Source organism: Pseudoxanthobacter sp. M-2 (genome assembly GCF_046156265.1).
Lineage (GTDB): Bacteria > Pseudomonadota > Alphaproteobacteria > Rhizobiales > Segnochrobactraceae > CAMDHY01.
Window position 1 is genome coordinate 117,415 of the sequence record NZ_JAWDIR010000046.1, and the last position, 25,311, is coordinate 142,725.

The 25,311-nt window shown below is 70.7% G+C and carries 27 protein-coding genes; 22 read left to right on the forward strand and 5 right to left on the reverse strand.

Annotation, left to right across the window (positions count from 1 at the left end):
* Nucleotides 1-82 precede the first annotated feature (82 nt).
* From RUR49_RS23450 to RUR49_RS23540, 19 genes are all read left to right on the forward strand, one after another.
* Entirely contained in the window at nucleotides 83-1,192 is a 1,110-nt protein-coding gene (locus RUR49_RS23450) for a tungsten formylmethanofuran dehydrogenase (RefSeq protein ID WP_409148873.1), read from the forward strand.
* Nucleotides 1,186-2,823 carry a formylmethanofuran dehydrogenase subunit A gene (locus RUR49_RS23455; protein WP_409148874.1) on the forward strand — a complete coding sequence of 546 codons (1,638 nt, stop codon included), beginning with the start codon at nucleotides 1,186-1,188 and terminating at the stop codon, nucleotides 2,821-2,823. The genes RUR49_RS23450 and RUR49_RS23455 overlap by 7 nt, the downstream gene beginning before the upstream one ends.
* A complete protein-coding gene (fhcD, locus tag RUR49_RS23460; protein WP_409148875.1) occupies nucleotides 2,811-3,716 on the forward strand; it encodes a formylmethanofuran--tetrahydromethanopterin N-formyltransferase in 906 nt (301 codons plus the stop codon). Before RUR49_RS23455 ends, fhcD begins: the two co-directional genes overlap by 13 nt.
* Entirely contained in the window at nucleotides 3,716-4,519 is an 804-nt protein-coding gene (locus RUR49_RS23465; RefSeq protein WP_409148876.1) for a formylmethanofuran dehydrogenase subunit C, read from the forward strand. Before fhcD ends, RUR49_RS23465 begins: the two co-directional genes overlap by 1 nt.
* 367 nt (nucleotides 4,520-4,886) lie before the next feature.
* Nucleotides 4,887-5,096, forward strand: a complete 210-nt coding sequence (locus RUR49_RS23470) for a hypothetical protein (RefSeq protein ID WP_409148877.1) — start codon at nucleotides 4,887-4,889, stop codon at nucleotides 5,094-5,096.
* A gap of 157 nt (nucleotides 5,097-5,253) precedes the next feature.
* Entirely contained in the window at nucleotides 5,254-5,460 is a 207-nt protein-coding gene (locus RUR49_RS23475; RefSeq protein ID WP_409148878.1) for a hypothetical protein, read from the forward strand.
* A gap of 271 nt (nucleotides 5,461-5,731) precedes the next feature.
* Nucleotides 5,732-7,474, forward strand: coding sequence for an ATP-binding protein (locus RUR49_RS23480; protein WP_409148879.1), 1,743 nt, complete (start codon nucleotides 5,732-5,734; stop codon nucleotides 7,472-7,474).
* Nucleotides 7,474-8,265, forward strand: a complete 792-nt coding sequence (locus tag RUR49_RS23485; protein WP_409148880.1) for a response regulator transcription factor — start codon at nucleotides 7,474-7,476, stop codon at nucleotides 8,263-8,265. Before RUR49_RS23480 ends, RUR49_RS23485 begins: the two co-directional genes overlap by 1 nt.
* A gap of 81 nt (nucleotides 8,266-8,346) precedes the next feature.
* Nucleotides 8,347-9,033 (forward strand): hypothetical protein, encoded by a 687-nt coding sequence (locus RUR49_RS23490; protein ID WP_409148881.1) that lies wholly within the window; start codon nucleotides 8,347-8,349, stop codon nucleotides 9,031-9,033.
* Nucleotides 9,008-9,385 carry a hypothetical protein gene (locus tag RUR49_RS23495; RefSeq protein ID WP_409148882.1) on the forward strand — a complete coding sequence of 126 codons (378 nt, stop codon included), beginning with the start codon at nucleotides 9,008-9,010 and terminating at the stop codon, nucleotides 9,383-9,385. The genes RUR49_RS23490 and RUR49_RS23495 overlap by 26 nt, the downstream gene beginning before the upstream one ends.
* A 115-nt stretch (nucleotides 9,386-9,500) precedes the next feature.
* Nucleotides 9,501-10,346, forward strand: a complete 846-nt coding sequence (gene folP, locus RUR49_RS23500) for a dihydropteroate synthase (RefSeq protein WP_409148883.1) — start codon at nucleotides 9,501-9,503, stop codon at nucleotides 10,344-10,346.
* Complete coding sequence (gene folB, locus RUR49_RS23505; protein ID WP_409148884.1) at nucleotides 10,343-10,744, forward strand: dihydroneopterin aldolase; 402 nt, start codon at nucleotides 10,343-10,345, stop codon at nucleotides 10,742-10,744. The genes folP and folB overlap by 4 nt, the downstream gene beginning before the upstream one ends.
* The gene (gene folK / locus RUR49_RS23510) at nucleotides 10,734-11,246 is read left to right on the forward strand and encodes a 2-amino-4-hydroxy-6-hydroxymethyldihydropteridine diphosphokinase (protein ID WP_409148885.1); all 513 of its coding nucleotides are present in this window, start codon (nucleotides 10,734-10,736) and stop codon (nucleotides 11,244-11,246) included. Before folB ends, folK begins: the two co-directional genes overlap by 11 nt.
* A gap of 125 nt (nucleotides 11,247-11,371) precedes the next feature.
* A complete protein-coding gene (locus RUR49_RS23515; RefSeq protein WP_409148886.1) occupies nucleotides 11,372-12,289 on the forward strand; it encodes a quinoprotein dehydrogenase-associated SoxYZ-like carrier in 918 nt (305 codons plus the stop codon).
* Nucleotides 12,286-13,290: a quinoprotein relay system zinc metallohydrolase 2 gene (locus tag RUR49_RS23520; RefSeq protein ID WP_409148887.1), complete on the forward strand. Its 1,005-nt coding sequence runs from the start codon at nucleotides 12,286-12,288 to the stop codon at nucleotides 13,288-13,290. Before RUR49_RS23515 ends, RUR49_RS23520 begins: the two co-directional genes overlap by 4 nt.
* Before the next feature lie 320 nt (nucleotides 13,291-13,610).
* A complete protein-coding gene (gene xoxF5 / locus RUR49_RS23525) occupies nucleotides 13,611-15,395 on the forward strand; it encodes a lanthanide-dependent methanol dehydrogenase XoxF5 (RefSeq protein WP_409148992.1) in 1,785 nt (594 codons plus the stop codon).
* Between the two features lie 214 nt (nucleotides 15,396-15,609).
* Nucleotides 15,610-16,131: a c-type cytochrome, methanol metabolism-related gene (locus RUR49_RS23530; protein WP_409148888.1), complete on the forward strand. Its 522-nt coding sequence runs from the start codon at nucleotides 15,610-15,612 to the stop codon at nucleotides 16,129-16,131.
* A 115-nt stretch (nucleotides 16,132-16,246) separates the two neighbouring features.
* The gene (locus RUR49_RS23535; protein ID WP_409148993.1) at nucleotides 16,247-17,035 is read left to right on the forward strand and encodes a substrate-binding domain-containing protein; all 789 of its coding nucleotides are present in this window, start codon (nucleotides 16,247-16,249) and stop codon (nucleotides 17,033-17,035) included.
* A gap of 80 nt (nucleotides 17,036-17,115) precedes the next feature.
* A complete protein-coding gene (locus RUR49_RS23540; protein ID WP_409148994.1) occupies nucleotides 17,116-17,646 on the forward strand; it encodes a PQQ-dependent catabolism-associated CXXCW motif protein in 531 nt (176 codons plus the stop codon).
* A gap of 51 nt (nucleotides 17,647-17,697) precedes the next feature.
* Here the strand turns inward: RUR49_RS23540 and purB are convergent, their stop codons facing one another.
* A complete protein-coding gene (gene purB / locus RUR49_RS23545) occupies nucleotides 17,698-19,005 on the reverse strand; it encodes an adenylosuccinate lyase (protein ID WP_409148889.1) in 1,308 nt (435 codons plus the stop codon).
* A gap of 142 nt (nucleotides 19,006-19,147) precedes the next feature.
* Here purB and RUR49_RS23550 point away from each other — a divergent pair, with 142 nt between their 5' ends.
* The gene (locus RUR49_RS23550) at nucleotides 19,148-19,717 is read left to right on the forward strand and encodes a hypothetical protein (protein WP_409148890.1); all 570 of its coding nucleotides are present in this window, start codon (nucleotides 19,148-19,150) and stop codon (nucleotides 19,715-19,717) included.
* A gap of 31 nt (nucleotides 19,718-19,748) precedes the next feature.
* On the opposite strand, the gene RUR49_RS23555 is transcribed toward RUR49_RS23550, so the two are convergent.
* The 4 genes from RUR49_RS23555 to RUR49_RS23570 all read right to left on the reverse strand — a co-directional run bounded on the left by RUR49_RS23555 (nucleotide 19,749) and on the right by RUR49_RS23570 (nucleotide 22,696).
* Nucleotides 19,749-20,297, reverse strand: coding sequence for an SRPBCC family protein (locus RUR49_RS23555; RefSeq protein ID WP_409148891.1), 549 nt, complete (start codon nucleotides 20,295-20,297; stop codon nucleotides 19,749-19,751).
* A 92-nt stretch (nucleotides 20,298-20,389) separates the two neighbouring features.
* Nucleotides 20,390-21,673, reverse strand: coding sequence for an RNA polymerase sigma factor (locus RUR49_RS23560; protein WP_409148892.1), 1,284 nt, complete (start codon nucleotides 21,671-21,673; stop codon nucleotides 20,390-20,392).
* The gene (locus RUR49_RS23565) at nucleotides 21,670-22,071 is read right to left on the reverse strand and encodes a YciI family protein (protein ID WP_409148893.1); all 402 of its coding nucleotides are present in this window, start codon (nucleotides 22,069-22,071) and stop codon (nucleotides 21,670-21,672) included. Before RUR49_RS23565 ends, RUR49_RS23560 begins: the two co-directional genes overlap by 4 nt.
* A 148-nt stretch (nucleotides 22,072-22,219) precedes the next feature.
* Nucleotides 22,220-22,696, reverse strand: coding sequence for a hypothetical protein (locus RUR49_RS23570; protein WP_409148894.1), 477 nt, complete (start codon nucleotides 22,694-22,696; stop codon nucleotides 22,220-22,222).
* A 230-nt stretch (nucleotides 22,697-22,926) separates the two neighbouring features.
* Here RUR49_RS23570 and RUR49_RS23575 point away from each other — a divergent pair, with 230 nt between their 5' ends.
* The gene (locus RUR49_RS23575; protein ID WP_409148895.1) at nucleotides 22,927-23,724 is read left to right on the forward strand and encodes a right-handed parallel beta-helix repeat-containing protein; all 798 of its coding nucleotides are present in this window, start codon (nucleotides 22,927-22,929) and stop codon (nucleotides 23,722-23,724) included.
* A gap of 193 nt (nucleotides 23,725-23,917) precedes the next feature.
* On the forward strand, nucleotides 23,918-25,294 hold the full coding sequence (locus tag RUR49_RS23580) for a GntP family permease (RefSeq protein ID WP_409148896.1): 1,377 nt from the start codon (nucleotides 23,918-23,920) through the stop codon (nucleotides 25,292-25,294).
* The last annotated feature ends 17 nt before the right edge of the window (nucleotides 25,295-25,311 follow it).

A 25,311-nucleotide genomic window follows, 5' to 3' on the forward strand; every position in this document is an offset into this window, starting at 1 on the left:
CCGGCCTCCGAGATGCGGGCGCGGGCGCCCGGCCACGGGCGCCCCACCGCTGCGCGTGCACCGCGGGGAGCCCGCGCCTGCCATGAGCGTGCGCATCGACGGCGAGGCGGCGAGCTTCGAGGACGCGATCGAGCGGGCGGCGGCGGTGCTGTCGGCCGGGCGCGCGCCCGTCGTCGCCGGGCTCGGCACCGACATTGCCGGCGTGCGGGCGGCGCTCAAGCTCGCCGAGCACCTGCGCGCCGCCGTCGGCCACAGCGCCGGTCCGGCGCTGGCGCGCGACATCGCCGTGCTGTCCGAGACCGGGCTCCTGTTCGCCACCCCGACCGAGGCCGGACGGCGAGCCGACACCGTGCTGCTCGTCGGCGATCTCGCCGCCCGCGCCGGCTGGCTCGCCGAGGTGTTCGGCCGGGATGGTGCGCCGACGCGGACGGTCGTGAGCCTCGCCGCCTCGGCGAAGGCTGCGGCGGCGCTGGACGCGGGGGGAACGCTGCTCGCGCTCGACATCAAGGGTCTCGGCGTGCGCGACACGCTGCTGGCGCTGAAGGCCCGCGTCGGCGGGCGACCGGTGGACGCGGCGCGTCTCGGTCGCACCGGCCTGCGTGATCTCGACAAGGCGGTGAAGACGCTCGCGGCCGCCCAGTACGGCGTCGTCGTCTGGGACGCGGCCGATCTCGACGGTCTCGCCGTGGAGGCCGCCGCCGGCCTCGTGCGTGATCTCAACGCCGCCACGCGCTTTGCCGCCGTGCCATTCCCAGGCGACGACAACGCCGCCGGGACCGTGCTCGCCTGCGCCTGGACGACCGGCTTCCCGCCGCCGCTCGGCTTTCCCGGCGGCATCGCCACCCATGATCCGTGGCGCTTCGACGTCGACCGCATGGTGGCGAGCGGCGAGGCCGACGCGGCGCTGTGGATTTCCGCGATGACGCCCGGCGCACCGACGTGGACGCAGTCGCCGCCGACGGTGGCGCTGGTCGCCGCCGGCACCCGCTTCGCCACGCCGCCGGCCGTCGTCATCGAGGTGCGCCGGCCCGACCGCACCGCTGACGCCGTTCTCCACGACGCCCGCACCAACACGCTCACGCCGGTGGCGGCGCCGCGCGGCAAGGCCGCCGCCGATGGCGCGCCGACGGTGGCGGCGGTGATCGAGGCGATCCATCTCCGGCTCTCCGGCAAGGGTGGCGCGCCATGCTGATCCGATTGAAGGGCGGCCGCGTCATCGATCCGGCGCATGACCGCGACGAGATCGATGACATCTGGATGCAGGACGGCCGCATCGTCGCGCGGCCGCCGCGCGGGACCGAGCCGGATGCCGTCCACGACGTCTCCGGCAAGGTCGTCATGGCCGGCGGCATCGACATCCACAGTCACGTCGCCGGCGGCAACGTCACGCTGTCGCGGCTGCTGCTGCCGGAGCTGCACGAGGGCACCGAGGCGCCGCCGGAGGGCCAGCCGTTCGGCACCGCCCGCTGGTCGAGCTACGAGACCGGCCGGCTCTATGCCCGCATGGGCTTCACCACGGTCGTCGAGCCGGCCGTCGCCCCGTCGCAGGCGCTGCAGGCGCACCTCGAGCTCGCCGACCTGCCGATCCTCGACAAGGCGACCCTGTCGGTGCTCGGCAACGACGAGGTGCTGCTCGGGTTGATGCGCGACAAGGCCGGCCGCGACGCCATCGCCGACTATGTCGGGCTGGTGGTGGCGAAGAGCCGGGCGATCGGCGTCAAGTGCATCAACGCCGGCGGCTCGGCCGCCTTCAAGGACAACGTCCGCACCTTCGGCCTCGACGACGTCATCCCGTCCTACGGGCTGTCGTCGCGGCAGATCTTCAAGGCGCTGCAGCAGGCGGTGGTCGACCTGCGCATCCGCCATCCGCTGCACCTGCACTGCAACAATCTCGGCGTCGCCGGCGCCATCGAGACGCTGACCGAGACGATCGAGGCGGCGGACGGGTTGCCGCTGCACCTCGCCCACGTGCAGTTCTACGCCTATGGGCGCGAGGGCAAGCGCGGCTTCTCCTCCGGCGCGCAGCAACTGATCCGCTCCCTCAACCTCAACCCGAACGTCACGGTCGACGTCGGTCAGGTGATGTTCGGCCAGACGGTGACGATCTCGTCGGATTCGCTGCGGCAATACTCCGCCCACGCGCTCGCCAGCCCGAACAAGTGGATCGTCTGGGACGGCGAGGGCAACGGCGGCGGCATCGTGCCGTTCCACTACAAGGCCTCGAACGTCATCAACGCCCTGCAGTGGGCGATCGGGCTCGAGATCTTCCTGTCGGCGCACGACCCCTGGCAGGTGTTCTTCACCACCGACCATCCGAACGGCGCGCCGTTCACCACCTACCCGAAGATCCTGCACCTCCTGATGGACCGCGACGAGCGCGCCCGCTACATCGCCGGCCTGCCGAAGGCGGCGATGGCGCTGTCGGCGCTGCCCTCGATCACCCGCGAGTTCACGCTTCAGGAAGTGGCGATCATGACGCGCGCGGCACCGGCGCGCCTGCTCGGCCTGACCGACCGCGGCCACCTCGCGCCCGGCTCGATCGCCGACGTGTCGGTCTACACCGACACTGCCGACCGCACCGCGATGTTCGAGAGGGCGGCGCTGGTCTTCAAGGACGGTCATCTCGTCGTCCGCGATGGCGAGGTGACCGAGTACCGCTTCGGCCGCGCCGAGACCGTCGAGCCCGGCTTCGACAAGGGGATCGTGCGAAAGATCGACGGCCGGCTCGGCGACCTCTACGGCACCGACACGCGGCAGTTCACGGTGCCGGCCGGCGCGATCGGCCGCGACGAACCGTTCCGGGTGCATCCATGCCGAAGCTGAAGGTCAACGGCATTGGCATCGACGAGGGCTTCGCCGAGGCCTTCGATATGGCCGCCACCGGCGTCGTCATCACCGCCGACACCCTCGAGTGGGCGCGCGTCGCCGCGGTCTCGATGACGGGCTTCGCCACCTCCGTCATCGCCTGCGGCTGCGAGGCCGGCATCGAGCGCGAGCTTACGCCCGACGAGACGCCGGACGGCCGCCCGGGTGTGCGGGTGCTCCTGTTCGGCTTCTCGCCGCAGATCTGCGAGACGCAGATCGTCACCCGCGTCGGCCAGTGCGTGCTCACCTGCGCCGGCACCGCCTGCTTCGCCGGCCTGCCCGACGGCACGCCGATCAAGCTCGGGGCGAGCCTGCGCTACTTCGGCGACGGCCACCAGATCGCCAAGCAGATCGCCGGCCGCCGCTACTGGCGCGTGCCGGTGATGGACGGCGAGTTCCTCGTCGAGCACCACACGTTTGCGGTCGAAGGCGCTGTCGGCGGCGGCAACCTCCTGTTCCTCGCCACCTCGCGGGCCGGCGCCCGCGCCGCCGCGGAAGCGGCGGTGACGGCGATGCGCGACGTGCCGGACGTCATCATGCCGTTCCCCGGCGGCGTGGTGCGGTCGGGCTCCAAGGTCGGCTCGAAGTACAAGGGCCAACCCGCGTCCACCAACGACGCCTACTGCCCGACGCTGAAGGGCGGCGTCAAAAGCGCCCTCGATCCGGAGATCGAGGCGGTGCTCGAAATCGTCATCGACGGGCTGTCGTTCGCTGCCGTGCAGGAGGCGATGCGCGCCGGGCTGCACGCGGCGGCGGCCCTTGGCCGTGAATCGGGTCTGCGCCGCATCGCCGCCGGCAACTATGGCGGCAAGCTCGGTCGCCACCACTTCCATCTGAAGGACCTCGTCTGATGGGCGCGCTCACCTTCACCCTGAAGGCGCCCCCGGCGGTCCGGGTCGACCTCGCACCGCTGACGCCGGAAAAGCTCGCGGGGCTGAAGCCGCGGGAGATCGCGAAGTGGCCGCTGGTCGGCGGTCGCGACGGCCTCACCGTCGGCGATCTCTTCACCGTCCGCGCCGGTGACGCCGAGACCATCGTCATCGACGGCGGCTCGCTGCTGTTCGATTCGGTCGGCGCCGGCATGGGTGGCGGCGCGATCCGCGTCGTCGGCGACGTCGGCGCCCGCGCCGGCGCGGGCATGCGCGGCGGGCGTCTCGATGTCGAGGGCTCGGCCGGACCCTGGCTCGCCGCCGGGCTCACGGAGGGGCGGGTGTCGGTCGCGGGCGATGCTGCAGAGCGCGCCGGCGGGGCGCTGCCCGGTCGCATGGCCGGCATGGCCGGCGGCATCCTCACCATCGGCGGCACGGCGGGGCCGCGCTGCGGCGACCGCATGCGCCGCGGCCTGATCGTCGCCGGCGCCTGTGGGCCCGAGGCCGGATCGCGGATGATCGCCGGCACCATCCTCGCCACGCGCTTCGGAGCCGACGCCGGGGTGCTGATGAAGCGTGGCACGCTCATCGCCGGCGCTCTCGATGCACCGCCGCTGCCGACCTTCGTGTCCTGCGGCGAGCACGACCTGCAGGTGCTGCCGATGCTCGCCGCCTGGGTCGCGACGCTCGGCCTCGCCGCTCCGCCGGCGGTGCCCCGCCGCGTGCTGCGCCTGCAGGGCGACATGGCTGCCCTGGGCCTGGGCGAGATTCTGCTCGCCGCCTGAGCATCCGGGACGCCTTCGGCAGAGATCCCGCGACGGCATCACCCCCGTGGCGCTCCGGCCGGGCCCGGGACCCAATCCGTCCACCTCGCATCCGCCCCAGGCGACACCGTGCGCGGCGATGCAGCGCCGTCGCCCGCGGCCGGTCTGCTGCCGCACGGTGACGGTTGCTGCAGGCTGCTCGCGCGATCGTGAGGGCTAGCTGGCATTCTTCCTGCAGGTTCTTAGGCACGAGACAGCGGTTCCCGCGAAGAACGGGGCCGTCGTGGCGGGGCGGTCTTGGACCAGCCCCCCGGGGGAGCGAGACGCGCGAGGTCAACCCGGCCGCCGAGGCTGTTCGACCAGCCGGCGGTCCATGGAGCGACCTGCCGTGGAAATCGTCATCACCGTCTGTGCCCTGCTCGCCGCCCACCCCTGCGAGGACCGCTCGATCGGCCTCGATCCGGAGGCGCGAATCACGCCGGCCACCTGCATGATGCAGGCGATGCCGATCGTCGCGCAGTGGGCGAGCGAGCATCCGAAGCTCGTGGTCAAGCGCTGGCGCTGCGCCGACCGCTCACGCAAGGAGTGGCCGGTCTGACGGTCCAGTCGCAGGGATGTGATGTCGCAGAGGGCATCCATTCCCGCCGAGGCGCGTAAAAGTTCCCGTCAAACCCGGCGATCGGCGGGCTTCGGCGCGGCACTCACGGCTAGCCGCGCCCGCTCCGCGCAGCGACCGCTGCCCGAGGGGAAAGCCCGTGGAACTCATCGTCTTCGTCTGCCTCGTCGCCAATGCCGCCGTCTGCGAGGAACAGCACCTCTCGGTCGCGCTGGAGCCCGTGCCGCAGTCGCTCTGCATGGCGAAGGCGATGCCCCATCTCGCCCAGTGGGCCGGGGATCATCCGCAGTTCGTCATCAAGAAATGGCGTTGCGCCATTCCCGGCATGGACGGCCGCGAGATCTGAGACGCCCGATCGTCGCCCGGTGACTCGGCGGGTGAGGCGGGGCCTGGCAGGCTCGACCGTCGTTTGCGGGCGCTCGGCACGGTGATCTTCGGGGCATTGTTCCCGGGGGGCTTGGCGTGACGGCCGCTTTCGGCCTCTACTGCGCCGCGGGTGACGATCGCCGCCGCCGGCGGTGATACCCCCACGGATCGGGAGCCGTGCGGCACGCACCACGAACCTGGCCTCGCCGCGTCCCGGCGACGGAGCGCCCCTGCGCGGGTGGCCGGCGGCGATGAGGCGCGCGCTCACCCTGCTGCGCTCGCTGCGCGCCCGCTTCCTGCTCGCCGTCGGCCTGCTCGCGCTGGTCGCCATGGCGGCGGCGGTGGCGCTCGTCGTCGGCATCTCGGCGGCGACGCGCGACATCGACACGGCGGCGGCGGCGCACCGCCGGGTCGAGCTCCTCGGTGCGCTGTCGGCCCGCGTCTCCGACTATGCGGTGCTGCTGCTGCAAGCGCTGGCGCCGGCCGCCACGGCGCCGCAGGGCGGCGGTGCCGACGTCGCCGGGACGCGCCTCGACAGCGCCCGCGTCCAGGTCGAGCGCGCCTTCGTCGACCTCGACGGCGCCCTGCGCGCCGAGATCGACCGCACCCCGGACGCCGACGGCAAGACGATGGTCGCGACGCGCTCGATCGTACTCGCCCGAATGCGCGCCCGCTTCCAGTCGCTCGACCGCCAGGTACAGCCGCTGGTGTTCGGCCACGCCGGCGACCCCGCCGCCGATGCCGGCCGGCTGCGCGCCATGCTCGACACCTTCGCCACCTCGTTCGCGCCGCTGCTCGCCGAACTCATCGATGAGGAGCGCCGCACCTCATCGCTCGCACAGACCGAGACGAAGTCTCTGCGCGGCCGGCTGACGATGCTCGGCGTCGCCGCCGTCTGCGCCGTGCTGCTGCTCGCCGGCTTCGTCTATCTCGGCATCGTGCGGCCGGTGGCCACGCGCGCCGCCGCCGTCGCGCGGGCGGTGGGCGACATCGGCGCGGGCCGCTTCGACACCCGCCTCGCGATCGGCGGCCGCGACGAGCTCAGCCTGCTGATGCTCAGCGTCAACCGCATGGCGTCGCGCCTCGCCCGGCGCGAGGCCCGCGTCGACGCCGACCGGGCGCGGCTCACCGAGATCATCGAGGCGAACACCGCCGACCTGCGCGCCGCCAACCGCGCGCTCGAGGAGACCGACACCGCCCGCCGGCGCTTCTTCGCCGATGTCAGCCACGAGTTGCGCACGCCGCTCACCGTCATCCTCGGCGAGGCTGACGTGACGCTGCGCGCCGCCCAGAACCCGGAGCCGGTCTACCGGGCGGCGCTGACGACGATCCGTCAGCGCGGCCGCCGCCTCCGCCGCCGCGTCGAGGACCTGTTGCGCGTGGCGCGCTCGGAGAGTGGCCAGATCGAGCTCGCCGACGCCGATTTCGACGTAGCCCGGATGGTGTCGGAGGCCGTCGAGGACGTCTCGGCCCTTGCGCGGGCCGCCGGCGTCCGGCTCGAGGCGACGCTGCCGCATAGCGGCTGCACCGCTCACGGCGATGCCGACTGGCTGCGGCAAGTCGTCGCCGGGGTGCTGGAGAATGCCGTCCGCCACTCGCCGCCGGGAGGCACCGTCGGGGTCCTCGCGCGCGCGGGCGGGGATACCATCGCGGTGACTGTCGTCGACGAGGGACCCGGCATCGCCGCGGAGGTGCTGCCGCACGTCTTCGAGCGGTTCTATCGGGGCGGCGACAGTGCCGAGCGCGGGCTCGGCTATGGCATCGGCCTGTCGCTTGCCAAGTGGATCGTCGATCAACATCATGGCGCCGTCGAAATCGAGAGCCCCGCGCGCCCGGATGGGTCGCAGGCGGGGACCGGGACGGACGGCGCGCAGTCCGTGTCCTCCGGCGAAGCGGGATTGGGAGCCCGCCCGCCGGGAACACGGGTCACACTGCGGCTGCCGGCAGTCCGTCCGGCCGATCCGTCGGTCATGGTGATGGGAGGACAGGCGTGATGAGCGTTTCCGGCATCGGTCCGGGGGCTTCGGCGCGCGCGGACGTCCGGTCGGATCAGGCCGGACCGACGCTCGGCGGTGGCCGTTCTGTGCCGCCCGTCGCGGGCGATACCGCCGCCATCCTCGTCGTCGAGGACGATCCGGACATCGGCGGCTTCCTGCAGCGCGGCTTCCGGGCCGAGGGCTTCGCCGTCGAGCTCGTCGAGAGCGCCGACGCGGCGCTGGCGCTGGCGCTGCACCAGTCCTTCGACGCCGTCATCCTCGACGTCATGCTGCAGGGCTCGTCGGGCCTCGATCTCTGCCGTTCGCTGCGCCAGATCGGCGTGACGAGCCCGATCCTGATGCTGTCAGCGCGCACCGCCGTTCCCGACCGGGTGGAGGGGCTCGCGGCCGGGGCGGACGACTACATCGCCAAGCCCTTCGATTTCGACGAGCTGCTCGCCCGCCTCGCCGTCCAGCAGGTGCGCCGTCGCGACGACGATACCGGGCGGCTCGCGGTCGGCGACCTCGTGCTCGAGCTCGGCACCCGCACGGTCGTCAGCGGTGAGCATCGGGCGACGCTCACCGAACGCGAGGCGGAGCTCTTGGCGCTGCTGATGCGCAACGCCGGCAAGCCGCTGACGCGCGGCCAGATCTTCGAGACGATGTGGGCGGGCCAGGGCGGCGCCGCCGTCAACGTCGTCGACGTCTACATCGGCTACCTGCGCCGCAAGCTCAGCCCCAACGGCGGCTCCGGCGAAACCCCGATCCGCACCATCCGCGGCCGCGGCTTCCTGCTCGCCGCCGACTGAACCGCGGGCGGCCCGGCCGCAGCGAGCGCACGCGCGCCCGCTGCGATGCCGACCGCTCGACCTGTCCGACTGGAGTACCCGATGCGCCTGACGATGAGCACCCTGATCGCCGCCGCCCTCGCCGCCACGTTCGCGGCGGCGCCGGCGAAGGCCGCGGAGGCGACGGCGACGTCGCTCCTGTTCGAGAATGCACACTTCAACACGCTGCCGGACGGCACGGTGCTGTCCTACCGTTATGAGCGCGACACCGTCGACCCGGCCAAGCTCGGCGGCGCCTTCGAGGACGACATCAAGCTGACGCTCGGCACGCCGGGTCCCGACGGTCGGCGGGAGATCGTCGTGCAACTGTTCTCCGGCGATCGCCGCAAGCCGGCCGGGCCGTTCTCGCAGATGCTCGGCAATCCGCTGGTGATGCTGTTCCTCGAGGCGGACGTGAACGTCATGAAGGAACTCGTCGGCGGCAATCCGCGCTATCTGCGCAACAAGATCCGCGCGGCCTTCCGCGACGCCGGCAACGTCGAGGCGACGACGGTCACCGTCGACGGCGTCGAGGTGCCGGCGGAGCGCATCCGCCTGAAGCCGTTCGCCGACGACGTCCATCGCGCCGAGCTCGGGGCCTTCGTGGAGAAGACCTATGAGTTCGTCGTGTCCGACAAGGTGCCGGGCTCGCTCGTGCTCCTGCGCGCCGTCACCCCCCAGCTCGCCGGAACGGGCGAGCCCTATCTCGAGGAGGAGATCCGCTATGTCGGTGCCGCTCCCAAAGGCTGAGGCGCTCGGCGCCGTCCTCGTCGCGCTGGCCCTCGCCATCGCCGCACCCGCGTCCGCCCAGTCCCCGACGGACTTGCCGAACGACTATCCGACCATCACCCGCGCCGACTATGTGTTCGGCTGCATGGCAGCGAACGGCGAGACGCGGACGGCGCTCGAGCGTTGCTCGTGCTCGATCGACGTCATCGCCTCGGTGCTGCCCTATGATCGCTACGTGCAGGCCGAGACGATCCTCAGCGTCGGCCGCGTCGGGGGCGAGAAGACGTCGATGTTCAAGTCTTCGCCGGTGATGAACAAGATCGTCGCCGAACTGCGCCGGGCCCAGGCGGAGGCGGAGATCCGCTGCTTCTGACGCCCATCGCCGCTCCTCCGCCTCCACGGCGCCGCCGGCCTCCTCCGGCGGTGGCCGTGCCCTGCCTTCGCCCCGAGCCGCCGCCCGCCGCCGGGCCGCGGCACAGGATTTCCCCATGACCCGCATCCTGCGGCTCGGCCGGCTGGATCATCCGGTCGGAACGCGCACCCTCCTGATGGGCATCCTCAACGTCACGCCGGACTCGTTTTCCGACGGCGGCCGCCACGCCGGCGTCGAGGCGGCCGTGGCGCACGCGCGGCAGATGGTGGGCGAGGGTGCCGACATCATCGACGTCGGTGGCGAATCGACCCGCCCTGGCGCGACCGAGGTCGGTCCCGAGGAAGAACTCGCCCGCATCACTCCGGTCATTCCGGCCGTCGCGGCCGCCGTTTCCGTGCCGATCTCGATCGACACCTACAAGGCGGCGGTGGCCGAGCGGGCGCTGTCCTTGGGGGCGAGCGTTGTCAACGACGTCTGGGGCCTGCAGCGCGAGCCGGAGATCGCCCGCGTCGCGGCCGCCCACGGCGCCGCCGTGATGATCATGCACAACCGCACGACGGTCGACGCCACCCTCGACATCGTCGACGAGGTGCGCCGCTTCTTCCTGCGCTCGCTCGTCATCGCCGAGAAGGCGGGCATTCCCGACGACCGGATCGTGCTCGACCCCGGCATCGGCTTCGGCAAGACGCTCGAGCAGAACGTCGAGCTGATCGCCCGCCTGCCGGCGATCCGCGCCCTCGGGCTGCCGGTGCTGGTGGGCGCCTCGCGCAAGTCGCTGATCGGCAAGCTGCTCGACCAGCCGATCGGCGACCGGCTCCATGGCACGCTCGCGACCCACATCCTCGCGGTCGCCGGCGGCGCCGACATCGTGCGCATCCACGACGTGCGGGCCCACTTCGAGGCCTGCCGTATCGCCGACGTGATCTCGCGCGGTGACTTCAAGGGAACACACGCGCGATGAGCGACCAGATCACAGACCAGATCACCCTTGCCAACGTCGCCTACTTCGCCCGCCACGGCCTGCACCCGGAGGAAGAGCGGCTCGGCCAGCGCTTCTATGTCGACCTGACGGTGGACATCGACCTGTCGGCGGTGGGGCGAAGCGACGATTTCGCCGACACCGTCGGCTACGACAAGCTGCTCGACGTCGTCGGCGAGGTGGTCGCGGGCGAGCGGGTGAGCCTCATCGAGGTCCTGGCCGACCGTATCGCCCGCGCGGTGCTCCTGCGCTTCGACAAGATCACCGCGAGCGTCGTCACCGTGCGCAAGCCGAGCGCACCGGTCGAGGGCATCCTCGACCACGTCGCCGTGACGGTCCGCCGGCGGCGCGAGGCTCCGGGCGGCTCCGATGCCGCCTGAGCCGGTGAAGGTGGAGGCGGCGATCGGGCTCGGCGGCAACGTCGGCGACAAGCGGGCGAACATCGACCGTGCCGTCGAGCGGCTGGCGGCGGTGCCGGGCGTGCGCGTCGTCGCCCGCTCCGGCTACTACCGGACCGAGCCGTGGGGCATCACCGAGCAGGACTGGTTCCTCAACGCCTGCCTCGTCGTCGAGACGACTTTGTCGCCGGCCGACCTGCTCGCCGCCTGCCTGGCGGTCGAGACTTCGCTCGGGCGCCGGCGCGCCGAGCGCTGGGGGCCGCGCATCATCGACCTCGACATCCTCACCTTCGGCGGCCGCACGATCGACGAGCCAGGTCTCGAGGTCCCACATCCGCGACTGATGGAACGCGCCTTCGTGCTGGCGCCGCTCGCCGAGCTGCGGCCGGATCTCAGCGTCGGCGGTGTGCGCGTCGCCGATGCGCTCGCCACCGTCGGCGCCGGCGGCGTCGAGCGCCTCGACTGGGACGTGCCGCCGGCGTGAACCACCGTGCCTTCCCGGATGTCAGCCCGTCGTGATTCGGGCACAATGACGGGACGTGATAGGAATAACTCCACGACAACGACGACGACCGGGGCAGTGGCATCCCGGCGCGAGGAGGGAACATCATGACGGCGACCGGGCGAAACCTTCAGAGTGCAGCTCTGGCGCTGGCGCTGGTCGCCGGTGGCCTCGGCACGACCCTTCTCGTGGCACCCGCCTCGGCCCAGGAGGTAGCTCAGCCGGCCGCCCAGGAGCCGGCCGAGACGACTTGGGAGGCGATCCGGGCCGATGTCGTCGGCGACACGGCGATCACCGCCGGCGAGGGCATCGTCGAGATCGAGGCGCCCTACCGCGCCCATGACGCCGCCATCGTGCCGATCGACGTCACCGCCCGGCTGCCCGAGGGGCGGACGGTGAAGCGGATGACGCTCGTCATCGACGAGAACCCGGCCCCCGTCGCCGCCACCTTCACCTTCGGCGAGCCGCAGGCGGAGATGGCGGTGTCGACGCGCGTGCGCATCAACTCCTACTCGTGGGTGCGCGCCATCGTCGAGGCGGATGACGGCTCGCTCTACATGTCGCGGCGCTATGTGAAGGCCTCCGGCGGCTGCTCGGCGCCGGCCCTGAAGGACGCCGACGCGGCGCTCGCCCAACTCGGCAAGATGAAGGTCCGCTTCCCCGAGGGCGCGGAAAAGGCGGCGACCTCGACGCCGGTTGCGGTGCCGTCCGCCAGCACCACGGCGGATGCGGGCGGAGCCAAGCGCCTGAAGGCGCAGATCATGATCCGCCACCCGAACTATTCGGGCCTGCAGATGAACCAGCTGACCCAGCTCTACATCCCGGCCCATTTCGTCAACGACATCGAGATCAGCCAGGGCGGCCAGATGCTCCTGAAGATGGAGGGCGGCATCTCGCTGAGCGAGGATCCGACCATCGCCTTCGATTTCGTCTCGAACGGCTCGCCGGTGCTGGACGTGAAGGCGATCGACACCGACGGCCAGGTCTTCTCCGGCGCCTTCCCGGTGGACACGGGCCGCTCGTGAGGCACGCTCTCGCCGCCGCCTCCCTGGCGGCGGCGCTGATGGCGGTGGCGCCGGTCGAGGCCGTCGCCGCCGCGGACGGCGCCCCGGCCGCCGGCACAGCGAGCCCCCCGGGGGCGTCCGCCCCTCCCACTTCAACCACCGTCGCCCCTCTCGCGGTCGCAGAGGTGGCGCCCGGCGTGTTCGTCCATGAGGCGCCGTTCGCGCTGATTGCGCCGGCAAACCGCGGCGACATCGCCAACCTCGGCTTCATCATCGGCGACGACGCGGTCGCGGTGATCGACACCGGCGGCAGCGTCGCCGTGGGACAGGGGCTGCTGGCGGCGGTGCGCGCTCGCACCGACAAGCCAGTGCGCTACGTCGTCAACACCCACGTCCACCCGGACCACCTCGCCGGCAACGCCGCCTTCACGGCCGAGGGGGCGAAGATCGTCGGTCACCACAAGCTCGCCCGTGCGCTGGCCGCCCGCGCGCCCTTCTACCGCGAGCAGGCCGACCGCCAGCTCGCCCCCGCGGATGCTGCGCAGAGCGACTTCCTGCCCCCCGACCTCGCCGTGGAGGGAACGATGCGCCTCGATCTCGGCGGGCGCGAACTGGTGCTCGAGGCTCATCCGACGGCGCACACCGACGCCGACCTCTCCGTGCTGGACGTCGAGACCGGCACCTGGTTCCTCGGGGACCTGCTGTTCGCCGGCCACCTGCCGACGATCGACGGCTCGCTGACCGGCTGGCTGGCCGAGATGGACCGCCTCGCCGAACGCCCGGTGGCGCGTGTCGTGCCCGGCCACGGCCCGCGCGTGATGGCCTGGCCGGAGGCGCTGGCGCCACAGCGGCGCTACCTCGCGCGAATCGCCTCCGACGTCCGGACGCTGATCGCCGAAGGCCGTTCGATCTCTGCTGCGGCGGAGACCGCCGGCCTCAGCGAACGCGAGATGTGGGCGCTGTTCGAGGAGTTCAATCCGCGCAATGCGACGGCGGCTTTCCAAGAGCTGGAGTGGGAGTAGTTCCCGTGCTGAAAGGCAAGAACCCCTCGATTTCAGAGCCGATATAAGGGGATTGTCACCGGCCTAAGCCTACCATAAGATCGCTTCAGTTTCCGACTGCAGCGGCGACCCGTTTGGGAGCGGGCCGTCCGGTTCGAAGGCCGAGCGGGCGCCATGCCCAGCGACAATGACCGGACAAAGTCCGGCAGGCCGTGACACGCTGTCGGGAGCGTTGGTCCCAATAACAGGAAGTCGGCGGGTGTGCGCCTGTGCGTACGCGCGTGTCGACTCTCGGGAAAACGCAAGGAGGAACTGGCATGAGGCGATCCGCTTGGTCGTCCATGGTGGCGGCCCTGCCGCTCATGGTCACCGCGCCTGCTCTGGCGAACGACGACCTGATGAAGCTGATCGACGACCCCAACCAGTGGGTCATCCAGACCGGCGACTACGCCAACACCCGCTACTCGAAGCTCGACCAGATCAACAAGAGCAACGTCAAGGATCTTCAGGTCGCCTGGACGTTCTCGACGGGTGTGCTGCGCGGTCACGAGGGCTCGCCTCTCGTCATCGGCAACATGATGTACGTCCATACGCCGTTCCCCAACATCGTCTATGCGCTCGACCTCGACAAGGAAGCGCAGATCGTCTGGAAGTATGAGCCCAAGCAGGATCCGGACGTCATCCCGGTGATGTGCTGCGACACCGTCAACCGCGGTCTCGCCTATGCCGACGGGCAGATCTTCCTGCACCAGGCCGACACCACCGTCGTGGCGCTCGACGCCAAGACCGGCAAGGTCAACTGGACAGCGGTCAACGGTGACCCGAAGAAGGGCGAGACCAACACCGCCACCGTGCTGCCGGTGAAGGACAAGATCATCGTCGGCATCTCCGGCGGCGAGTTCGGTGTTCGCTGCCACGTCACCGCCTACGATCAGGCGACCGGCAAGCAGCTGTGGCGCGCCTATTCGACGGGCCCGGACAGCGAGATCCTCTTCGATCCGGCCAAGACGACCGAGCTCGGCAAGCCTGTCGGTGCCGACTCCAGCCTGAAGACCTGGGAAGGCGACCAGTGGCAGATCGGCGGCGGCTGCACGTGGGGCTGGTATTCCTACGACCCGCAGCTCGACCTGATGTACTACGGCTCGGGTAACCCCTCGACCTGGAACCCGGCCCAGCGCCCGGGCGACAACAAGTGGTCGATGACGATCTTTGCCCGTGATCCGGACGACGGCATGGCGAAGTGGGTCTACCAGATGACCCCGCACGACGAGTGGGACTACGACGGCGTCAACGAGATGATCCTGGTCGACCAGGATATCGACGGTCAGCCGCGCAAGATGCTCGTCCACTTCGACCGCAACGGCCTCGCCTATACGATGGACCGTGACAGCGGTGAGCTGCTCGTCGCCGAGAAGTACGATCCGGTGGTGAACTGGACCACCGGCGTCGACATGGACAAGAACAGCCCGACCTATGGCCGTCCGGCCGTGGTGGCGAAGTATTCGACGGAACAGAACGGCGAGGACGTCAACTCGACCGGCATCTGCCCGGCGGCGCTCGGCACCAAGGACCAGCAGCCTGCGGCGTTCTCGCCGAAGACCGGCCTGTTCTACGTGCCGACCAACCACGTCTGCATGGACTACGAGCCGTTCCGCGTCAGCTACACCGCCGGCCAGCCCTATGTCGGGGCGACGCTGTCGATGTATCCGGCTCCGGACAGCCACGGCGGCATGGGTAACTTCATCGCGTGGGACGCGACGAAGGGCAAGATCGTCTGGTCGCTGCCCGAGCAGTTCTCGGTGTGGTCGGGCGCTCTCGCGACGGCTGGTGACGTGGTCTTCTACGGCACCCTCGAGGGCTACCTGAAGGCGGTCGACTCCGAGACGGGCAAGGAACTCTACAAGTTCAAGACCCCGTCCGGCATCATCGGCAACGTCATGACCTATACCCACGGCGGCAAGCAGTATGTCGGCATCCTGTCCGGCATCGGCGGCTGGGCTGGTATCGGTCTGGCGGCCGGCCTGACGGATCCGCAGGCGGGTCTCGGTGCGGTGGGCGGCTACGCGTCGCTCTCCAACTACACCGCGCTCGGCGGCCAGCTGACCGTGTTCGCCCTGCCGAACTGAGGCTGCGCCTCACCGGCAAGCGACCTTCTGGAACCCGGCGCAGCTCAGGCTGCGCCGGGTTTCGCTTTTTCAGGCCCGCCTCCTTGAGCCCGGCGCAGGCAAGTTGGCGCACCATCGCCGTAAGTGTTGATGCAGTTGGCGAGCGATGCTATCGGTCGTTAAAGGCAAAGCCGACGGCAATGCTAAGTGTATCATAAGTATGAGGAGGAAGATGATGCGGAGGATAGTCCTGGGCAGTTTGGCCATGGCCGGCGTGCTCTTGAACCTGGCGGGCGCCGCTGCACAGGATCAGGCTCTTCCGGACGGCAAGACGGTGGAGAACGGCAAGTATTTCGACGCCGATGGAAACCCGACCTACTACATCACGGACGACGGCGTCGTCGACTGGTACACGTACTCCGGCTTCCGTCGCTACCATTCCGAGTGTCACGTCTGCCACGGCCCCGAGGGCCTCGGTTCGAGCTACGCGCCGAACCTGACGGAATCGCTGAAGCGGCTCGATTATCCGGCCTTCCTCGAAGTCGTCGTCAACGGCCGCAAAGTCGTGTCGAGCTCGCAGGAAAGTGTCATGCCGGCGTTCGGCGACAACCTGAACGTGATGTGCTACATCGACGACATCTACGATTACCTGAAGGCGCGCTCCGACGGCGTGCTCGATCGCGGCCGTCCGGCCAAGCGCGCCGACAAGCCGCCGCAGGCGACGGAGGACGAGAACGCATGTCTGGGCCGCACCTGACGGCCGGCGGGCGGGCGTGATGAACGCGCCGCTGCCGGGCAGCGCCCGGCCCCGTGCACACCGCGTGGGCTGGTGCGCACGGGCCTTCGCGGCCGCGGCGATCGTCGCCGTGGCCATCGCCGGGAGCGGGGCGGCTTCGGCCCAGACCTCGGACCTCGTGACACGCCAGGCGCTGCGCGTCTGCGCCGACCCCGCCAACATGCCGTTCTCCAACACGGCCGGCGAGGGTTTCGAGAACAAGATCGCCGAGCTCATTGCCGGCAAACTCGGTGTGCCGGTCGAGTACACGTGGTTTCCGCAGGCGACCGGCTTCGTCCGCATGACGCTCGGCCTCAACCGCTGCGACGTCATCATCGGCTTCGCCCAGGGCGACGAACTCGTCCAGAACACCAACCATTACTACCGCTCCACCTACGTCTTCGTGACGAAGGCGGACGGTCCACTGGCCGGCGTCACGACGCTGTCGGACCCCTTGCTCAAGGACAAGCGCATCGGCGTCATCGCCGGCACGCCGCCCGCCACCGTGCTCGCCCAGAACGGCCTGATCGGCAAGGCGAAGGGCTATTCGCTGATGGTCGACCGGCGCTTCGAATCGCCGACCGAGGAGATGATCGCCGACATCGTCTCCGGCACCATCGACGGTGGACTCTTGTGGGGGCCGATCGGCGGCTACTACGCCAAGCAGTCCGACGTGCCGCTGAAGGTGGTGGCGCTGCCCAAGGAGCCGGGGTCGCGGATGACCTACCGCATCACCATGGGCGTGCGCTTCCACGACCAGGACTGGAAGCGCCAGCTCAACCGGCTGATTCGCGACAACCAGGACGAGATCAACGCCATCCTGGCGGACTATGGCGTGCCGCTGCTCGACGAGCAGGACAACGCCGTCATCGTCGAGACGAAGTGATGCGGCGGGCAGCCGGCGACGCGGCGGGCCGGCGCGGCAGCACCGCCGGTGTCCTTCGACCGGCTGGTCTGCTGGCGGCCATGGTGTTGCTGCTGGCGGCGGGATCCTGGATCGCACCGGCCACCCTGGCTGCCGATGTTCCGGAGCCCGACGGCTACCGGATGGAGGAGTACCGCGCGCCGGTGCCCGATACGCTTGCCGGCGCCACCGTGCTCGACACTGCCAGGGCGGAAGCCTTGTGGAAGGGCGGCGCGGCGATCTTCGTCGACGCCATGCCGCGGCCGGTGAAGCCGGCCAACCTGCCGGCCGGCACGGTCTGGCACGACAAGCCGCGCACCTCGATCGAGGGTAGCCACTGGCTGATCAACACCGGCTACGGCCAGCTGCCGCCGGAGGCCCAGACTTATTTCGAGGGCCGTCTCGCGTCGCTGACGAAGGACGACAAGGCGACGACGCTCGTCTTTTTCTGCGAGCCCGAGTGCTGGATGTCGTGGAACGCGGCGAAGCGCGCGCTCTCGCTCGGCTACACCGACGTGCGCTGGTATCCGGGCGGCGCCACCGAGTGGGCCGCCGCCGGCCTGCCGACGGCGCAGGCCTCGCCGGTCCCCTGAACCGGTCGCGGCCGCGTGCCGCTCGGCCCTGACGCCTCGTCGGGCCGAGCCTCAGCTCCGCCCGAACACCCGCTCGAAGATCGTGTCGACGTGCTTGAAGTGGTAACCGAGGTCGAAGAGCTCGGCGAGCTCGGCCTTCGACAGCGACGCCGTCACGTCGGCATCGGCCGAGAGGTTCTCGAGAAAGTCGCCGCCGCGCTCCCACACCGGCATGGCGTTCCTCTGCACCAGCCGGTAGGCGTCCTCGCGCGACACGCCCTTCTGGGTGAGCGCCAAAAGCACGCGCTGCGAGTGGACGAGCCCGCCGAGCCGGTCGAGGTTCGCCTGCATCCGCGCGGGATAGACGAGCAGCTTGTCGATCACGCCCGCGAGCCGCACCAGCGCGAAGTCGAGCGTCACCGTGGCGTCCGGGCCGATCATCCGCTCGACGGAGGAGTGCGAGATGTCGCGCTCGTGCCAGAGCGCAACGTTCTCCATCGCGGGGGCCGCATAGGCGCGCACCATGCGGGCGAGGCCGGTCAGGTTCTCCGACAGCACCGGGTTGCGCTTGTGCGGCATCGCCGAGGAGCCCTTCTGGCCCGGCGAGAAGTACTCCTCCGCCTCCAGCACTTCCGTCCTCTGCAGGTGGCGCACTTCCGTCGCCAGCCTCTCCACCGACGAGGCAACCACCGCCAGCGTGGCGAAGAACATCGCGTGGCGGTCGCGCGGGATCACCTGGGTCGACACCGGCTCCGGCGCGAGGCCCATCTTCGCCGCGACGTATTCCTCCACGCGCGGGTCGATGTTGGCGAAGGTGCCGACGGCGCCGGAGATCGCGCAGGTGGCGACCTCCGCCCGCGCCGCCTCGAGCCGCCGGCGGGCGCGGGCGAACTCGGCGTGGGCCTGGGCGAGCTTCAGCCCGAACGTTACCGGCTCGGCGTGGATGCCGTGGCTGCGGCCGATCGTCGGCGTCAGCTTGTGCTCGAAGGCGCGCTTCTCGAGGGCGGCGAGCAGCAGGTCGACGTCGGCGATCAGCAGGTCGGCGGCGCGGGTCAGCTGCACGTTGAGGCAGGTGTCGAGCACGTCCGACGAGGTCATGCCCTGGTGGACGAAGCGCGCTTCCGGGCCGACGATCTCGGAGAGGTGCGTCAGGAAGGCGATGACGTCGTGCTTGGTCTCGCGCTCGATGGCGTCGATGCGCTCGACATCGAAGACGGCCGGCTCGCCCATCCGCCAGATCGTCTCGGCGGCGTCCCGGGGGATGATGCCGATCTCCGCCATCGCGGTGGCGGCGTGCGCCTCGATCTCGAACCAGATGCGGAAGCGCGTCTCCGGCGTCCAGATCCGCACCATCGCGTCGCGGGAATAGCGGGGGATCATGGGCGGGGCCTCTGAGCGGGGTTCGGGAACGCGGCGGGGAGTAGCAGATGCGCGGGGAGGGGGCTAGGGGCGGGGAGCGGCCACTGGTCCGCTGGCGCAACCGCGCGTAGCATGGTTGCAACTCGGATGGCGGAGGGCGACCGTGCCGGAAACGGCCATCATTTACATCGTGCTCCCGTCTGCGGCGAGTTTCGCATCGGCACTGGCACTTTGGCTTCTATCGCGTCCCGCCGCTGCGCGCGCTCGCGCCGAGCGCGGCTGGATGTACCTGGAAGCAGGCAGATGGCAATTCATCGATCTCGTCATGTCCTATCTTATGCCGGCGTTTTTCTTGGCGATTTATTTCTCAGGCAGTTCCCAGACCGCTTCGGATGGCATTTTGTCTAATATATGCATAATTTTATTCACCCTATATGCCGTCTGGAAATCAAACGAAATCTTCTTTACGATCATTCGCTGGAACAACATGAGAATTTGCAAGACGGGCGTCTTTTCGCGAGCGAGATGCTTGGAATTCCATGACCTTTCATCCATCGATGTGGTGGAGGGTGGTGAGGCGACCCTTCGTTTCAGGCAAGGGGAGCACCTCAAGCTCGACAGCAGACTTCGTGGTGCCCCGGAACTGATCGAAACCTGCCGCCGCCACATTGCTGCGAACACGGCGGCCACGGCGAACTCACCCGGCTCGGCGCCGACGCCGGCTCCAGGTTAACGAAATCCCATTTGCAGCAGCGCGTCTCACCTCACCCCGCCGCCGCCGCCTCCGCCTCCCGCTTCAGGTTCGCGAGCCCCTTCTCGAAGTCCTGGCCGATCATCGCGTCCGCATCGAAGAACAGACACATCACCTTGAACGGGAACGAGCTCTCCCCCTCCATCGCCCAGGTGACGAGCGTGCCGTCGCCGTCCGGGGCGAGCGTGAAGAGGGCGGTGTTGTTCGCCTCGAACGGCTCGGTGAAGGCGAGGTCGATGACGACGCGCGACGACGGCGCGGCCTCGGTGATGCGCATCGTGCCGGCGCCGGCCTGGCCGTTGCCAGCCCAGGCGTAGGTAGCGCCGACGCCGCTCGGCGGCCCACCGATCTCGCGCTTCATGGCCGGGTCGAGCGTCTCGTAGGGCGACCAGACGCTCCATCGGTGGAAGTCGGCGATCAGCGGGTAGATGCGGTCCGCCGGCGCCTTGATGGCGAGCGAGCGGGCGATGCGGAAGCTGTCAGGCTGCATCGCCGCCGCGACAAGCACGCCCGCGATCGCCACCACGACGACCGCCAGCAACCCTAGTAGGACCTTTTTCATGGCCGTTCTCCCGCTGCCGCGGCGCTCCGCCGGCGCCGCCGAAGGGTGTCCGTGCCGCGGTCGCCGATGCCGCGGAACGCCGTGCCGGGCCCTCACCGCCGCGCGCCGTCCCGCGCCGCCGCCTCCGCCTGCAGGCGGTCGAGGTGGGCGCGGATGTGCTGGGCCTCGGCGGGCGAATTGGCGAGGGCGATCGCCCGGCAGTAGGCCTCCGCCGCCTCGTCCGCGCGGCCGAGCTCGGAGAGCAGCGCGCCGCGCAGGCCGTGAAAGTGGAAGTAGCCCGACAGCCGGTCGACGAGGGGCTCGATCATCGCCAACGCATCAGCGGGCCCACGCAGCTTCGAGACGGCGACGGCGCGGTTGAGTGTCACCACCGGCGAGGGCGCCAGGCGCTCGAGTGTCGAATAGAGGAGGTCGATCTCCGCCCAGTCCGTGTCTTCCGGCCGCCGGGCGCGGGCGTGCAGGGCCGAGATCGCAGCCTGCACCAGGTAGGGGCCCGGCCGGCGGTGGCGGACCGCCTTGTCGATCAGCGCCAGACCCTCGGCGATCATCGCGGCGTTCCAGCGCGAGCGGTCCTGCGCGTCGAGCAGCACGATGGCGCCATCGGCGTCGAAGCGGGCCGCGGCGCGGGCGTGCGAAAGCAGCATCAGGGCGAGCAGGCCCATGATCTCGGGCTCGGCCGGGAACAGCCGCAAGAGCAGCCGGCCGAGGCGGATCGCCTCCTCGGCGAGCCGGCCGCGCGCCTCCGCCGTCTCATGGCTGACGGAGTAGCCCTCGTTGAAGACGAGGTAGACCATCGCCGACACCGCGGCGAGCCGCTCCGCTCGCTCGACCGGCCCGGGCGCCTCGAAGGGCACGTCGGCCTTGGCGATCTTCGCCTTGGCGCGGGTGATGCGCTGCTCCATCGCCGCTTCGCTGACGAGGAACGCGCGGGCGATCTGGCGCACCGACAGGCCGGAAACGATGCGGAGCGCGAGCGCGATCTGCTGGGTCGCCGGCAACTCGGGATGGCAGCAGACGAACAGGAGACGGAGGATGTCGTCGCGGTAACCGGCATCGTCGAGGCGCTCGGCGATGCCCGCCTCCGCGTCGTCGAGATCGGAGAGCACCGCCTCGTCGGGCAGCGGCGCGAGCCGCTTCTGGCGGCGGGTGTGGTCGATCGCGACGTTGCGGCCGACGAAGACGAGCCAGGCGGCGGGGTCGCGCGGCGGGCCGTTCTTCGGCCAGTTGGCGAGTGCCCGGAGGCACGCCTCCTGCACCGCTTCCTCGGCGAGGTCGAGGTCGCGGAAGTGGCGGAGCAGCGCCGCCACCGCACGCGGCCGGGCGGCCGCGAGCGCCGCCTCGATCCACGCCGCGCTGATGCCCGCCGCCTCGCTCACGCCGAACCGCCTCCAGCGGGGAGGTCCTGGGGCGGGCGGCTGTCGGGGTGGTAGCGCTCGACCGGGCGGATCTCGTAGGCGCCGCCGGGGTTCGCCCGGGCGAGATCGCGCGCTGCCTCGATCGCCTGATCGAGCGAGGCGCACTCGATCAGGTAGAAGCCGAGCAGCTGCTCCTTCGTCTCGGCGAAGGGGCCGTCGAGGACGACCGGCGGGTCGCTGTCCTTGCGCAGCGTCGTCGCCGCGGTCGTCGGCAAGAGCCGCGCCACCGGGCCGAGCCGGCCCTCGCGGGCGAGCTTGCCGTGCACGACGGAGAGGCGCGCCATGACGGCGTCGTCCTCCGCCTTCGACCAGCAGCCGACGACGTCTTCGTCATGGTAGCAGAGAATGGCGTAGAGCATCGGCGCTGGCCTCCCGGTTCAAGGACGCCCGACTATGCCCCGTTCCGACACGCCCTCGCGAGCGGGGGCGGCCTTTTCGTCAGGCGGCGCAGCGCGATGGTGCCACCGCCCGGACCCCGCTGCTTGGTCTGCCCAGGGGCAGCCGCCGCTACTCCGTAAAACCCTGGATGTTGCAGACGCCAGCCTGTGCGGCTCCGAAGCTGGCGAGCAGGATCCGCAGGCGCTCTCCCGCCGGCACCGTGATCGGCTCGGCCCAGGCGGCGATCGCCACCTCCGTCGTTCCGTCGACGGCGCGCGACAGGACGGGGATGAAGACACCCTGCACGTCGTCGAAGAAGACGCTGCCGAGCTGCATTTGCCCATTATTGCTGGACAGGCCGCAATTGATGGCAGTAACCGTCCGCGTCTTGTTTGCCTTCTTGCCGAAATCGACGAGGCAGCTGGAGCCGACGCAGGCTCCATCGGCGCGGACGGTGAAGGGCTTTCCCGTCGCCGCGACGGGAAGGGCGCGCTCGCCGGCCTTGCCGGAGCCGGGCTGGAACGGGTCGGCCGACGCAGCGAGCGGCAACAGGGCGCATGCGGCGATCAGGGCCGTGACGACGAGCGGGAGTCGGCTGACTGGCATGGATCGTTTCCCGGCTGGTGCCGGCCGCGTCTGTGCCGGCGGCACTTCCCGCGGTCTCGCCGAAGCGCCGCGATCGCGGCAGCTTGCCACATTTGCGCGCTGCGGGCGTCAAACTCGCCGTGAAGTGGAAACGGTCGCCGCCGTCCCGCCGTGCACGACGAAGTGACGCCGGCCGACGTCGCCCCGTGTCACACTCTTCGCCGGCCCCGGTGCTCACAGGAGACTCCGCCATGCGGTTCCCGATCTCGCTCGCGACCGTCCTCGCCGGCTTCGCCCTGCTCGCCACCCTTTCCGGCACCGCGAACGCCCAGGCGACGCGCACCTGGGTTTCCGGCGTCGGCGACGACGTCAATCCTTGCAGCCGCACGGCTCCCTGCAAGACCTTCGCCGGCGCCATCTCCAAGACCGCCGCAGGCGGAACGATCAGCGTGCTCGACCCCGGTGGCTACGGGGCCGTGACGATCACCAAGGCGATCTCGATCCAGAGCGATCCGAGCCTCGGCAGCATCCTGAACACCACGATCAATGGCATCACCGTCAACGCCGGCGCCAACGACTCGGTGTTCATCAGCGGCCTGATCATCGACGGATCGACGGGAGCGTCGACGGGCCTCAACGGCATCCGCTTCCTCGCCGGCAAGTCGCTCGTCATGCGCGACTGCATCATCCGCGGCAACCTCGCAGCCGCCCCCAACGGCAACGGCTTCCTGATGGCCAACAGCGCGGGGAACGCGACCGCGCTCCTCTCGAACTGCCTGATCACCAGCAACCGCGTCGGCGTGCAGGTCGCGCCGACCGGTGGTGCCCTCGCCAAGGTGACGCTCGACCGCGTCGTCATCGAGGGCAGCACCGCTGCCGGCGTGCTCGCCGGGCAGGGCGGCTCTGCCCGCCTGACGAACGCCGTGCTCACCCGGAATGCGCCGGGCCTTTCGGCGACGGGCAACGGCAAGATCATCTCGCTCGGCAACAACACGGTGATCAACAACAACCCCGACGGCGAGCCGACGGATCTGGTGCCGCTGAAGTAGCGGTTTGCTGCCGTCGAACCCGCCGGCACACTCGAGCGCCGGCGGGGCTGCTGGAGCTGCGCGTCGCACCGGTGACAGCGGCGCGAGGGCCGGCTAAGCATCGTCGCGGGGGCACGTTCCGGCCGCCGGCGTCCTCCCCGCCGGGCGCCGCGGCGGGTCTCTGCCCGACCCTGCCGGACGCGACCCCTCCCGCATGCCGCTCGAAGACGCCGCCCTCCTCGCCGTCGCTGTCGCCGCCGTCGCACTCCTGACGGCCTGGCGGCGCATCGACCCGTTCCTGGCGCTGGTGGCCGCCACCATCGGCTTCGCGCTTGTCGAGGGCATGTCGGTCGCCCACGTCGGCAAGGCGTTCGGCACCGGCTTCGGGCTGACGGCGGCCGCCGTCGGGCTTGCCGTACTTGCTGCGGCCATGCTCGCCGAACTCGCCAACGTCAGTGGCGGCTCCGCCCGCCTCGCCGCCGCCTGCCGGCGGCTGCGGGAGCGCGCCGGTGCGGCGGTACTCGCCCGGCCGCTCGGCTTCGTCGCCGGCCTCGGCGCCTCGGCGGCTGTCGCCTACGCCATCACCGCGCCGTTGCGTGGTGCGCTGTCGGGCGCGCCCGCGACCGGCGCCGAGACGATGCCGGCATCGGCGCGCCGTGCCGCGCTGTCGGCCGGGTTGTCGCTCTCCGCCGCCCACGCGCTGGTGCTGCCGGCGCCGCCGATGATCGCCGCCGTCTCGATCCTCGGCGCTGGCTGGGCGACGACGCTGACGTGGGGACTGCCGCTCGCCGTCGTCACGGCCGTCGTCGGTCTCGTCTTTGTCCGTTTCGCCGCAGCGCCCCTGCGCGATGCGCCGCCCGTCGAGGCGGCCACTGCAGTCGCCGGAGCCGAGCCGCGCGGCCTCGGGCCGGCGGTGGCGGCGGTGGCGCTCGTCGCCGTCACGCTGACGATCGTCGGCCTCACCATCGTGCAGTCGCTCGGCGACATTCCGAGCGAGCCGTTCGGCGGCGGCCGCGCCCGCGAGACGCTGCTCGGCGCCGGCCGGCCGCTGGTGCTCATCGCCCTCGCCGTCGCCGTCATGGGCCTCGCGACCCTCGCCTTTGTCGGCCGCCGCGACGGCGCCGCCACCGGCTGGGCGACCCGCGCCATGCGCGCGGCGGCGCTGCCGATGCTGCTGGTCGCCGCCGCCGGCGGTCTGCAGACGGTGACGCAGCAGCCCGGCATGGCCGAGCTCCTCGGCGAACGGGTGCTGGCGCTGCCTTATGGCGTGCTGGTGCCGTTTCTGGCCGCCGCGATCGTCAAGACGCTGCAGGGCTCGACACTCGTCGCCGCCATCACCGCCGCCGGCATGACCGAGGCGCTGCTCATGCCGCTCGGCCTCGACGGCGAGACGGGGCGGGCGCTCGCCGCACTCGCCGTCGGCGCCGGCTCGGTCACAATCGGCCACATCAATGACCCGTTGTTCTGGCTGATCGCCGGCGAGGCGCGGCTGAAGCCGTGGCAGGGGCTCGCTCTGGTCACGGGCGGGCTCGCCGTGCAGGGCGCGGCCGCCGCCGCCATGCTCATGGCGCTCGCCGCCCTGCTCGCCTGAGGGCGGACCAACGACGG